The sequence below is a fragment of the Pontixanthobacter gangjinensis genome, from assembly GCF_009827545.1.
Lineage (GTDB): Bacteria > Pseudomonadota > Alphaproteobacteria > Sphingomonadales > Sphingomonadaceae > Pontixanthobacter > Pontixanthobacter gangjinensis.
This window is the reverse complement of the sequence record NZ_WTYS01000001.1, coordinates 2,875,330-2,888,119: the sequence shown is the minus strand read 5'-3', so window position 1 is coordinate 2,888,119 and position 12,790 is coordinate 2,875,330. Positions and strand designations below refer to the sequence as shown.

The window sequence follows — 12,790 nt, the reverse complement described above, 5'->3', positions numbered from 1 at the left end:
TTTTGCTCTTGATCCTGCAGCTGTGACGATCATCAATAAGGCAAATGCGATGTCTACGCCTACGACCCTCGATCAGGGCGACGGTGACGTAGATAACAATTACGGTGCAGACGGCCCCGGTTCAGTCATCTTTACTGCGGCTACAATCGCTGCGCTTGAGGGGCAGGGTCTCACATCTGGTTTCGCAGACCTAGAATATACAATTTCCGCAAACGGCACTGTCATCACGGCCACTAAGTCGACTGATAACACTGAAGTATTCAAAATCGAGCTTCAGCCGACAGGATCAGCTGACCAATACAAAGTCAGCATCAGTCAGCCGATCGATTCAACCAGTGAGATTGCCTTCAACAGCAATGCTTACGATTTCACGGGTGGCAATAATTCGTGGAACGGTTTCGTGGAGGATGGTGAAAGCCTTGGCGGCATAGTAATTGATAATGATAGCTTAGACCTGCTGCTGACGCCTGCAATTGGTGGAGCAAACGGTTCGTCTGTAAATACTACGGCGACAATTGGTGGGATTGGCAACGCGTTTGTTGGCTCGCAAAGCGGCGGTGAAACCTTCAGGGTCGACTTTGTAACCGATCTTCGCGGAGACACAGCTGACACTGTAGGTGGTCTGAATTATGCCGCAGCGGCCAACCGCGATCATAATTTCGACGGACATTATACTGTCAACGGGGCAACCGCCCTGATTAAATCCACCAGTGGATCGACTGTCAAGATCACCGCTTTCGATGATCCCGATGGCAACCTAATTGTTGGCGACGGTGTAATTGATACAATAAGCGGCGTTACAATCGAATATAAGGGAGTTGCATTCGGCGGCGTTATCATTCCGACTACGACCCCGACCGATTATTCCGTCAACGGGCAAACCTTTACTGTGACCCTGAATGGCAATGGATCAGTTTCGGTGGCGGGCGTCGAGGGTGAGTCCGGTGCTTCGCTCCTTGGAACTGTGATCGGTGTTTTCACAGAAGACGGTTACAACAGCGTGGAGTACAGTTGGGAAGCCGGAAGCACCTTCCAGGTTGGAGACTTTGGCGCAACGTCGATCACTAACGACCCCGTCAATTTCACTGTCCCGATTTCGATCGTCGATGGCGATGGTGATGTCGTGGATGCAGGAATATTGGACATAACCGCAACGCCTGCAGTCGTGCCAATTGTGCTCGATCTTGATGGTGATGGAGCAGAATTCCTCGGTCTGGATGCAGGCGTAACTTACAATTACGGAAACGGATTTGTAGCGACTGCTTGGGTAGGTGCAGACGACGGCCTGCTTGCCCGTGCAACAGATGATGGCCTCGATATTACCTTCGCGGACGATGCCGCTGGCGCGAAAACAGATCTTGAAGGTCTGGCTATGGTGTATGACAGCAATGGTGATGCTGTGTTTGATGCAAATGATGTGGCGTTCTCAGAATTTGGTGTTTGGCAGGATGCTGACAGCGACGGCGTAGTTGATGCAGGCGAATTCGTGTCACTGTCTGATGCAGGCATAATCTCAATCAGTCTGTCATCGGACGAAGCACAATACTCTGCAGCTGACGGCGACGTGATTGTTCACGGTACTGGTTCCTATACCAATGCTGACGGCACCCATGGCCTGCTAGCCGATGCCAGTTTCGCCACAAGCGCGACAGATCGCGGCCTCCAGCGGACAACCGCAATGGCGAATGTCACTGCAGCAGCCGGTGCCTATCTGATCAGCGAAACTGCGATGGCAGGTGTGGCGGCTCCTGCCATGGCAAGCGAACCTGTATCTTTGATGGAATATAGTGATCTGGACCAAAGAGCGTCCGTTACCCTGACGGACGTGGACGCTGAACGAAGCACAGCGCTTGAAAGTGTATTCAACTTTGACCCCTCATTCGCGCAACGAGATTTCTCCAGACTGTCAAGTACAGAGGGTCCTTTTGAAGGGATCTCTGATCCGCAGCATCAATTGGTAAACCAAGCTGAGGACCAGCTTCAATCGGTCGACCGCATTAACGAGATTTCTTCCAATAATGAGCATCTTAACGATGGCTTAAATGAAGCGTTGATGCACTCTTTGCTTAGCATTGAGGTGCTCGAACTGGCGGCTCAAGCTGATCCGGCGGGGGCGCAAGGCTCTTATGCTTATTCTGAAGCAATTGCTGAACTGATGGATGAACAATACGTCAATTCGATTGTCGAACATTTTGCTGATGCAGGCTCACTTGTTGGCGGTGAAGACATTCACGACGGCGGACCTTTGCATGTTGCAATCTCATCCAATGGCGATCCCATTGCCGCCCTGATTGCTGGAAGCGAAATGCCCAATTTGATCGAAGCATTAAGTGAAACTGCAATCTCAGGGGGTGGCAGTTCAGGCCAATTCGTATTCGAACCCATGGCTTTGCAAGCCATATCTGAAGATCTGTCAGCAGTCGGAGCCAACGGATGATTATGCCGCAAGCAGCAAGGGGAATGAAATGAAGTATCTTCGGAAATGGTTGATCGGCGGATCTGTAGGATTGGTGGCAGTTCTTCCGTCGCAGGTTAACGCTCAGGACGACGCTGACACTCTCATGTCAATGAGCGAAGATGCTCTCAAAAGTGAGATCCGAACACGCTATGACAGAGGCCTTGTCTTGAGCTTGGATGATGCGATTATTTCTGCAGATAATAATCGGTTTATGTGGGCGAATGAAGCTAAGGTCCAATGCGGCATTGCATTGGGGTTCTTAAAATCCTCCACAAAAGACAGGTCGAGCATTTCGAAATGCGCTCTCGCTGCGCAATTAATGGAAGTGACGCCCCCGCCAGCTGTTTCGCGGCCTGCGCCTCAGCCTGTTGCAAGACAAGAATTTTGCGATGAACCAGTCACAGGGACTGTCTTTTTTGACTTCGATTCAGCAGATGTGCCGCCGTCGGCATCTGAAACGCTCGCGTTCGTTCAACAAAACGCAGGCCCGTGTAATTGGACCTCAATCGAAATTGTCGGCCATACAGATCGCTCGGGCAGTGACGCCTATAACGACCGATTATCCCGCGAACGGGCTGACGCTGTAGCCAAATTTCTGGCGGCAGGCGGCATTTCGCTTTCGATGGTTACTGCGACCGCTCGAGGAGAAAATGAGCCACGTGTTCCAACGCCAGACGGCGAGCGAAATCCACAAAACCGCCGTGTCGAAATTTCTGCGAAGTAAGGGGTTACAATGTTTAAACGAAAACTAGCACTCGCAACATTCCTTCTCGTTGGCGTGGCCAGCGGCGCAGTGGCGCAGGATCAAACGCAAATTAGTCTGAAAGATGCAATTGAGGTTGCCATCGCTTCAAACCCGGAAATTATTCAGGCGCAAATGAATAAGGAAGCGATCGAATTCGAACGTAAGCAGGCTCAAGGATTGTACGGGCCTCGCGTAGATGTTGAGGCCTCGGCAGGCGTGCGCCGGTTAGAGAACACCACTCGCCGTAACCTCGGCATATCGAATAATGAGCTGTATCCGGTGGAAGCCAACGCTCGGTTGGATTGGACCCTATTTGATTTTGGTCGCCGGCGTGGTGAGCTGGAGCGGCAAGTTGCCCGTGTAGATGGAGCTTCGCTGCGCGTCGTGGAGCGGTCCGAATTTATTGCCCTTCAGGTCTCCCGCCAATATTTCGATGTTGTCTTGCAGCAACGTGTACTGGCAGCTTCTGAGGACAATGTCGCATTTCACACCGCGCTTGTTGGTGACCTTGCAGAAGGTGTTCGGCAACGCTCGATCAGTATCGCAGACCAGCAACAGGCTGAAGAAAGATTGCAGTCGGCTTTGGTGCGGCAGGCAGAAGCAAAACAAAGCTTGGCTAACGCGCAAATTTCGCTGAGGCGTTTGACAGGACTCGATGTCAATTCGGTCGTTTTGCCGCCGGATTTGGATCGCATGCTGCCAGCAAATATTGAAGCTGCAGTTGGTGCTGCAAGAATATCGAACCCGAGGGTGAAGGAAGCTCATGCGGATGTCGATGCAGCCCATGGCCTGGTAAAATCGGCTGAAGGGGATCTGAAGCCAACCATAGGCGTCGAAATGCGCGGCCGTATCGGTGAAGATATTGACGGCTTCAATGGCGATACGAACGATTTGCAAGCGCGAGTGTATTTGCGTTGGAATATCTTCGATGGAGGAATTAACCGGGCGAAGGTTCAGGAAATGGTCCGCCGCGCTAGCGAAACAAGGTATCGTCTGCACCAAATCACCCGCGAAGCAGAGGAAGATGCCCGTGCTGCTTGGACGGCAATGGAGGCGCAAGCGTCAATTTCGAATTCTTTGGCGCGGCAGAGCCAAGTCAGTGATGATTTGCTTCTTTCATATCGCAGCCAATTCAACGTTGGGCGCCGGTCCTTGCTGGATGTACTTGATGCGCAGAACACACGCTACAACACGCAAGTTCGTCTCGAAACAGCTCGCTTCTCTCAGATGTTCGCAGAATATCAGATTCTTGCCGCGACCAACCTACTGCTTGAAGCCATCCAATTGGCGCCAGGCGATGGTTCTGGAGAGAACGAACGCAGTGAGTTCGACTACGGTCCGAGCGCCCCTTCCGAGCTTCAACGCCGCGTTAGGCCACAATGAAGGATCCGGCCCCAAACAGGTGGGTGAGCAATGTTGCAGCAAACTACTGAAGTAGACAGCGTGGGCGATCCGCTTGTAGCTGCCATCGCGGAGCTGGCCAACCGTTTCGGACTAAAGCTGACCAAGGCGCATATCGGCGTTTTGGCGAGGAGCGCTGACGGCTATTTGCCATTTCATCAGGCCGAGGCCGCGATTGAAGCAGTGGGAATGAATTTTCAACCACGGCTCGGTTCCAGTCTGTCGCACAAGCAGTATGATTATCCTGCGCTAGTTCTTTTGGAGAATAATGAGCCGGCGGTTTTGCACGAACTGGCCGATGGGGACCTTCTGGTATGGAAACCTGGATTGACCGAGCCAGAGTGGCTGCCATTTGCAGGTGTTGCCAATTTGTTTTCGGGCAAGTTCCTGACTGTTACTGGTGACTCTGATAATCTGAGAGAAGGCGGAACGCCGTGGTACCGCAAAGGTCGCAATCACTGGTTCTGGAGCGAGATTCACAAAGAGAAACGTTCGTTCAGGCCTGTTCTGCTGGCGTCACTGATGATTAATGTTTTGGCGCTCGCGCTCCCCCTGTTTTCAATGAATGTTTATGACCGCGTCATCCCCAATCGCACTGTTTCAACCCTATGGGTCCTTGCCGTTGGAGTATTGCTCGCTTTCGCCCTTGAGTTTGCATTGCGAACTGCGCGCGCAAACGTGGTGGACCATATTGGCCGCCGGCTCGATCTTAAGCTATCGCAGAAAATATTCGGTCGGCTTCTTGCGACCCCTTTGAGCGCTAAACAGGGCCATACTGGGTCAATTGCTGCCCGCGTTTCCGAATACGCAATGGTCCGCGACTTCTTCGCTTCAACTACCATTGTCTTAATGGTCGACATGGCGTTTCTGGTGCTATTTGTGGCCGCGATTGCATATATTGCTGGGTGGCTGGCAATTGTCCCCATAATTGCCATCACTGTAATGGCCATTTCGGGCTTTATTTTACAGCGTAAAGTTACTGAAGCGGCGCAGGACGCCCAGGCTGATTACGGACTGCAACAGACTTTGCTTGTCGAAGCGCTTTCAGGAATGGAAACGCTAAAAAGCCTGAACAGCGAGGGCGGTATGGTCGGGCAATGGCGCCGGCTTGCCGAGGTTGGCACGCTCAGCCAACAAAAGTTGAAGAAAATCAATGCTGTCGCTGTCGGCCTTGCTTCTTCATTCCAGCAAATTTCCAGTATCTCGTTGGTTATTGGTGGTTTCTACCTGTTCGATGCAGGTAAAATAACGATGGGTGCAATTATTGCGATCGTCATGATCTCCTCCCGCTCGCTCGCGCCTGCTGGCCAATTGGCATTCATTCTGACTAGAGCCCGCCAAGCGAAAGAGACCCTCACGAGTATCGAGGGTTTATTCGATGCGGACGACGAACGCCGCTTTGGAAGCTCCAGCCTTCCTGCTGAACTGCGCACCGCGTCCATAAAAATGGAGAATATGGAATTCAGCTATCCCGGCACGGCCACTCCTGCATTGCAAGAATTGAATCTTGCATTTGAACCGGGCGAGCGAGTGGCAATTATCGGGAGAGTTGCTTCGGGCAAGTCAACCTTGGGCCGTATCGTCTGCGGGCTATACAGACCAACGGGCGGTTCAATGATGATCGACGGGATCGATAGCAATCAATATCAACCGCAAGATATCCGAGACAATTTTTGCTTCGTGGGTCAAGATGCAGGGGTTTTTACCGGATCAATCAAAGATAATCTGACTTTGGGCCGGGCTGACGTTAGCGATGAGGCATTAAACGCAGCATTGCGGAATACCGGCGCGGATCAGTTCCTGTCCCGCGATGCAGGTGGTTTTGACCGGGCGGCAGGCGAGCATGGCAGCCAGTTGTCAGGAGGCCAAAGGTCGTTTTTGGCATTGGCCCGTGCATTCGTTAAGCCATCAAAGCTTCTTTTCTTGGATGAGCCTACCGGCGCTATGGATAGCCAAACGGAGAAGCTGTTCGTCGAACGCTTGTCAGCTTCACTCGCAGAAAACCAAACTTTGCTGATATCCACTCACAGGCCAGCACTTTTGTCAGTTTGTGACCGAATTATTGTATTGGATAACGGGAGGGTGATTGCTGACGGACCCAAAGCAACCATCGGTACAGCCGCAGGAATACAGCTTCAATGAACGATATTGATCCTGAAATTGAAACCCCGGTCAAGACGGAAGCCTCGCGTCCCGCTCTTCAAATTCTTGGAATAGTGACCTTTTGCTTTTTGCTTGTTGGCGGCGGCTTTTTTCTCATGCCGGAAAACAATTTTCAGACCGAACGTGAAAATGCCATTGCCCAGGCAGAGATAGACCAGATCACTGAATTGGCGACCATGGCGGTCATGCCAGGAGAGACTGTGGAAATTGACGGTCAATCCGTTCAGGATCGCAATGCAATGATCCCAATCTTCGGAGGTCCGCTCGAAACTCTTAACGCAAAGTTTTATCTTGCGGCAGATGACGGGGCTTACAAGAGCGCGCTGCGGTGCATGACCGAAGCGGTTTATTACGAAGCAGCAAATGAATTTTCTCAAGGAAAACGAGCCGTGGCTCAAGTCATCCTCAATCGGATGCGGCATGCTGCATACCCCAATTCAGTTTGCGGCGTAGTCTACGAAGGGGCCAATCGTAGAGTATGCCAATTCAGCTTTACCTGCGACGGCTCATTGCTTCGAAAGCCGATGGCACCGCAATGGGCAGAGTCACGTGCTGTCGCTCAGGCTGCTTTGGCCGGCCAGACGGAAAAGTCTGTAGGTACTTCAACACATTACCATGCCGACTATGTCCTGCCAAATTGGGCCTACAAGCTTGCAAAAGTGCAGGTCATTGGCACGCACATTTTCTATCGTTTCCACGGCCGAGTGGGGTCATCTCAAGCATTTGGCCAGCGTTGGTCTGGTTTTGAATCCATTCCAAGTCTGGATTTTTCCAAGATGCGCCAAGCGATCGAGCTTGCCGGTAGTGATGCCTTAAATTCTGGCGAAATATTGCCCGGCGTTCCGATTATCCGCGATATGACTGATCGGCGAGCTGACAGCGACGTGGGCGGCAGGATCGACCCGAGTAAGCAATGGCGGCTTTCGATCCCGGATCCGGTAACTGCAAGCGCCGGGTATCAGGCCAAGCTTGAACAGCAAAATTCAGCCCAATCGAAAGCACTCGACCAATTGGCCGAATTGGACGCTAAAAAAATTGGAGCCGACCAGTGAGTTTTAGAAACCGTCTGGCTTCTTGGGATGCCAATACGAAATTGATCGCAGTCGCATCAATTGGCCTTTCACTCCTGCTTTTGTGGGCCAGCTTTGCACAGGTCGACGAAATAACTCGCGGCATCGGTAAGGTGATCCCTTCGAGCAAGACCCAAGTAGTTCAGCCGTCAGAACCGGCGGTGGTCAGCGCTATTCTGGTTAGGGGCGGCCAGCAAGTTGAGCAAGGGCAGCTCTTGGTCAGATTGGACGACGCACAAGCATCATCCGAACTGGGCCAACTTGAGACTGAGAATGAACGTTTGTCTGTGCGGGCCAATCGGTTGGATAGTGAAGCATCAGGCCGTTCGGTCGGCTGTGCACCGGGGACACAATGTTCCGAGGAGAGGCGACTCTCTCAGATGCGCCGTGCAACAGCGCAAAGTAGGGAGGCCGCATTATCGTCAGCAATCGAACAACGACGTCGCGACATGGCTGAAGGGCAGGCGTCAGTAGCTACCTTGGAAAACAGTGTTCGGTTGTCGTCTGAACAAGTGGCGATGTTGCAGCCGCTTGCTGAAAAAGGGATCGTTCCGCAGACCGAGCTTCTGACTGCGCAAAGGGAACTGGTCGAAACACGAGGGCGCTTATCTGCGGCAAGGCAGGGTGTAGCCAGAGCGAGAGCCGCCGTGGCAGAAGCTCAATCAGAATTGAACGCTGCCAGACTAGACTTCCGCCAACAGGCTTTGAACGAACGCAGCGAAATTAACACACGCATTGCGGTAAATCAGGAAACCATAAGGGGGGCAGAAGCGAAAAAAGATCGAAACGAACTTCGAGCTCCGGTTGATGGAATCGTCAATGACGTCCAGATCAGCACAATTGGCGGCTTCGTGAATGCGGGTCAAAAACTCATGCAGGTAGTGCCGATCGGCGATAAATTGCTGGTAGAGGCGCGGGTAAGCCCTAGCGATATTGCTTTCATCAAAGTCGGCGACACGGCCAACGTAAAAGTGACTGCATATGACTTTTCGATTTTTGGCGGTCTCCCTGGCAAAGTGCAGCAAATCAGCGCAGATTCAATTTTCGATGAAGTAGAGCGAGAAGCATATTATCTCGTTCTTATAGAAACCGACTTGGCCTATATCGAACGGGCAGGGCAGAGGTTGCCCATCGTCCCGGGAATGGTTTGTGACGTCGAAATTGTCACTGGGCGTAAATCAATATTGACGTATCTTTTGAAGCCTGTCGCCAAAGCGTTTGGCGAGGCTTTGACTGAACGCTGAAATGATCCATTAGCCAGCCGTGTAGCCGTGGATCCATTTCTCTGTGCCGCTATAGCTAAAAATTGGCCGATAATCATTGGCAATACGGCCATCGAGCAACTGGTCGGACTCGTTGTCGAGCAAATAGCGTTTGCCTTCTAGTTCAACGATGAGGACCGAGTGATCACGCCCGCGTACAAGATCACGGGCAATCGTCAGCGTCATCTTGTCTTTGGCGATCCCGAGCGCAGACAAAACCTGCATCTTCGCTATCGCGATGTCTTCGCAATCGCCCGTCTTGCGACGGATTGTCCGCGATGCAGTTTCCCATTGGTCGTTCGAGCGAGCATCTTCTACGAACCTGATTTCCCGGTTTATCCTGCTATTAACCTGATCAATGAGGTCCAACTTGTCGCTTGTCCCGCGATTGATAAATCGCTGAGCGGTGCGACGGCTGACGCCTTCATTGCGTACGCGGTCCCATTTCGCGTCCAATGTTGTCTTACTTATCCTGATCCGTTGGCTACCAAGAATATCATTATCCCCCGGCATCCGAGGCTGCACAAATGATTTGGGTAGGTCGACTTTCGCGCTGACCTGGAGGCAGCTCGTTAGTCCGAGGCCGGAAGAGGCTGTGGATGCTAGAACTAGGGGCGCGGTGCTTTCAAGAGAGGTGACGGCGGAGCCAGCAGCAACGCCTTGCTGCGCCAACCTCATCTGCTCCAACTTGCTTACGCCGCCGGCAATGATTGCGCCTTTTGAGATCACTGATTGACTCTCACCATCGCGCGCTTCGCTCGAAACCGCACAAACAGCCTGGTCAGTTAATGTCGGGGTGCTGGGCAGGACAATGACACTGGGTAAGGCAACGATAAGTGGCAGTTGCTGGGCTGCCGCATTGATCGACCCACCAGTGGCAAAAGCTATAAGGCAACCTAACGTCGCGGCCAGTTTTGAAAATTTTTCCCGTTCCATGCCGCGACGTTTGCATGGAACTGGTCAAAGCTCGGTTGCGATTGTTGGTAAACGGTTATGTAACAAATTGCGATTTGCGCTCTAATTGCCTGAGCGCAATGAGATAGAGTCAGCGATGGGATCGTAGCTAACCTCTAGGCCAACATCTCTGATTTGAGAAAAGCTCACATGCTCTACGTTGGGCAAAGCCATGGTGTTTCGCATGACAATGTTCTCTTCCTTTACCAGCTTTAAGAAGGCGGCCTTGGAAACTAGGATATTTCCGCCTTCAGCGATCTTGATCTCCAAGCGCCGGCCAAGCTTGCCATTAACGATAAGGGGCATTTCAATCTCTAGCACCCCTTTGCTGTCTCCAGCCCGGTTCAAATCATAGTCCAGCGGCATGAATCTGCGGTTTGTTGGAACGTCCGAAGGGCTAGCGTCGTAGGCAGGCTCTTTGGGATCGTCTCTTTGGGATCCCTCCACTATGTTCGCATAGGTATCAGAGACTTCGAGCGGTTCGGGATTTGAGACGGTCTCGGCCGCGCTCTCTTTGACAAATTTACGAGGTTCCGGAAGCAGAAATCTAATTGGATATACTGGCTGCTGTTTATGATTTTTCGGGACTAAGCTGCCACCAGATTGAAGGGTGATACCAAGCAACAAGGCGATCAGACTGACCGATATTAAAATGGTGAGTTTTTTCGATCTCGATACAATCAACGAAGTGGGGCTTTCCCTAAATACTCTCGCTAACGAAGCCTCGAACAAAGGCCATGTAAATCCTCGCAATTTCGAAGTTGGAATACCATATCCACGCCCGCTAAAAAAGGAAATTACGCCAGCCTTCATTAAGGTGAACTGGAAGTAGCCCGCCAGACCCGGTTAAGAGTCATCTTTACAGATTTTGAGGTTATCTTGGCGCAATCGCGGGAGCGCCTCAGTGTATTATCTATTGCTAATTTAGAGAATGTGAATATAATGAGCAAATGACGCGAATCGACAGCACCGCAAACATGGCTGCAATGACGGCCAATTCAGAGGCCGCCGCTGCGCTGATGCGTGCGCTTTCGAACCAGTCACGATTGCTTGTTCTTTGTCATCTCGCTGCTGCTGGCGAATTGCCGGTTGGGGCGCTGGTCGAACGGGTCGGCATCAGCCAATCTGCGCTGTCGCAGCATTTGGCGAAATTGCGCGAGCAGGGTCTGGTTGCCTTCAGGCGGGAGTCGCAAACGCTTTACTATCGGGTGGATGATCCGCGCGCGTTACAGGTGCTCGAATTGCTCCATTCCATTTACTGTCCGGAACTCGTCTAGCCGAGAATTGAGGCGTATTATCAGTCTTTTATTTGTAATTCCCGGTATTGGAGCTTCGTAAATTCAGGCCAAATTTGAGGAACCAAAAATGCATGCAGATCCCCATCTGAAACTGGCTCAAGCGCAGGTCAGAGGCGCGCTGCGCGGCAGCGGTTATACTCCCGCCGTAAAGGCATTTTTTGACGAGACCACTTTCACTGCAAGCTATGTGGTTCATGATCCTGCTTTGAAGCGTGCCGCGATTATCGATCCGGTTTTGGATTTTGCGCAACGTTCGGGCCGTACATCCACCCGGTCAGCGGACCTGATTGTAGATTACGTCCGTGAACTAGGGTTGAAGGTTGACTGGTTACTCGAAACGCACGCTCACGCGGATCATTTGTCGTCGGCGCCATATTTGCAGGAAAAGCTTGGCGGTAAATTGGCAATCGGGCGCGAGATTCTGAGGGTGCAGGACGTATTTGGTACGATATTCAACGAGGGGACTGATTTCGCCCGTGATGGGTCGCAATTTGATCATTTGTTCGATGATGGCGACCGCATGGAAATAGGCGAAATCCCGTTCACCGCGCTGCACGTCCCTGGTCACACGCCTGCAGACATGGCTTATATTATCGGCGACGCGGCCTTTGTAGGCGATACGATGTTCATGCCCGACTATGGGACGGCGCGGGCTGATTTTCCCGGCGGCGATGCGGCGATGTTGTATCGTTCGATCAAGCGCCTTACCCAATTGCCCGACGAAACGCGGGTGTTTTTGTGCCATGATTACAAGGCGCCGAACCGGACCGAATTTGCCTGGGAGACAACCATCGGATTTGAACGGACAGCCAATGTCCATGTTCACGAAGGTGTGAGCGAAGACGATTTCGTCGCGATGCGGACGGCCCGCGACGCTACCTTGGCTATGCCCCAGCTCATCCTGCCATCGATCCAAGTCAATATTCGGGGCGGACATTTTCCCGAACCCGAAAATAACGGCACAGCCTATCTAAAATTGCCCCTCAACACCCTGTAAGGAATTGCTAATGGAACCGCTCAATCCGCTTATCGCCTTGTCAGGAGGGTTGCTTATCGGCCTTGCTGCTGCGCTGCTCTTGCTCATGTCGGGCCGTATCGCCGGGGTTAGCGGCATGGCGGCGCGTGCGCTCGGCATCGCCCGCAGCGGACCGAAAAGAGCGGAGGCGGCGATGTTTATTGTGGGCCTGCCGCTGGGCGCATTGCTTGTGAACGGCTTTGTCCGTCAGCCGGCCATCACGGTCACATCTTCGCTGATCGTGCTGATCATTGGCGGCTTGCTGGTCGGGTTCGGAACGCGGCTTGGCAATGGCTGCACCAGCGGACACGGGGTCTGCGGGATGGCGCGCCTTTCGCCGCGTTCTCTCGCAGCAACGGCGGCCTTTATGACCGCCGGCTTTCTGGTGGTCGGCGTTGCGCGCCATTTGATAGGGAGCTGAGCC

General features: G+C 52.5%; 10 protein-coding genes and 1 pseudogene. 9 read left to right on the top strand and 2 right to left on the bottom strand.

What is annotated here, in order from left to right; all coding sequences use genetic code 11:
• The 6 genes and pseudogenes from GRI36_RS13675 to GRI36_RS13650 form a co-directional block, all read left to right on the top strand.
• A pseudogene (locus GRI36_RS13675) lies at window positions 1–2,437 on the top strand (beta strand repeat-containing protein); the annotation flags it as partial.
• 28 nt (window positions 2,438–2,465) lie between these two features.
• Window positions 2,466–3,182 (top strand): OmpA family protein, encoded by a 717-nt coding sequence (locus tag GRI36_RS13670; RefSeq protein WP_160598950.1) that lies wholly within the window; start codon window positions 2,466–2,468, stop codon window positions 3,180–3,182.
• Window positions 3,183–3,191: 9 nt separating this feature from the next.
• A complete protein-coding gene (locus tag GRI36_RS13665; protein WP_160598949.1) occupies window positions 3,192–4,586 on the top strand; it encodes a TolC family protein in 1,395 nt (464 codons plus the stop codon).
• A gap of 30 nt (window positions 4,587–4,616) precedes the next feature.
• Window positions 4,617–6,746, top strand: coding sequence for a type I secretion system permease/ATPase (locus GRI36_RS13660; RefSeq protein WP_160598948.1), 2,130 nt, complete (start codon window positions 4,617–4,619; stop codon window positions 6,744–6,746).
• A complete protein-coding gene (locus GRI36_RS13655) occupies window positions 6,743–7,819 on the top strand; it encodes a cell wall hydrolase (protein WP_235902296.1) in 1,077 nt (358 codons plus the stop codon). The genes GRI36_RS13660 and GRI36_RS13655 overlap by 4 nt, the downstream gene beginning before the upstream one ends.
• Window positions 7,816–9,081: an HlyD family type I secretion periplasmic adaptor subunit gene (locus tag GRI36_RS13650; protein WP_160598947.1), complete on the top strand. Its 1,266-nt coding sequence runs from the start codon at window positions 7,816–7,818 to the stop codon at window positions 9,079–9,081. The genes GRI36_RS13655 and GRI36_RS13650 overlap by 4 nt, the downstream gene beginning before the upstream one ends.
• Window positions 9,082–9,090: 9 nt before the next feature.
• Here the strand turns inward: GRI36_RS13650 and GRI36_RS13645 are convergent, their stop codons facing one another.
• Together GRI36_RS13645 and GRI36_RS13640 are read right to left on the bottom strand one after the other, a co-directional pair.
• Window positions 9,091–10,035 (bottom strand): transglutaminase-like cysteine peptidase, encoded by a 945-nt coding sequence (locus GRI36_RS13645; protein WP_160598946.1) that lies wholly within the window; start codon window positions 10,033–10,035, stop codon window positions 9,091–9,093.
• 81 nt (window positions 10,036–10,116) lie between these two features.
• On the bottom strand, window positions 10,117–10,737 hold the full coding sequence (locus GRI36_RS13640) for a hypothetical protein (protein WP_160598945.1): 621 nt from the start codon (window positions 10,735–10,737) through the stop codon (window positions 10,117–10,119).
• Between the two features lie 266 nt (window positions 10,738–11,003).
• Between GRI36_RS13640 and GRI36_RS13635 the strand changes: the two genes are divergently transcribed.
• The 3 genes from GRI36_RS13635 (at window position 11,004) to GRI36_RS13625 (ending at window position 12,787) form a co-directional block, all read left to right on the top strand.
• Window positions 11,004–11,330, top strand: coding sequence for an ArsR/SmtB family transcription factor (locus GRI36_RS13635; protein ID WP_160598944.1), 327 nt, complete (start codon window positions 11,004–11,006; stop codon window positions 11,328–11,330).
• A gap of 88 nt (window positions 11,331–11,418) precedes the next feature.
• Entirely contained in the window at window positions 11,419–12,348 is a 930-nt protein-coding gene (locus tag GRI36_RS13630) for an MBL fold metallo-hydrolase (protein ID WP_160598943.1), read from the top strand.
• A gap of 10 nt (window positions 12,349–12,358) precedes the next feature.
• Complete coding sequence (locus tag GRI36_RS13625) at window positions 12,359–12,787, top strand: YeeE/YedE family protein (RefSeq protein ID WP_160598942.1); 429 nt, start codon at window positions 12,359–12,361, stop codon at window positions 12,785–12,787.
• Window positions 12,788–12,790 lie beyond the last annotated feature (3 nt).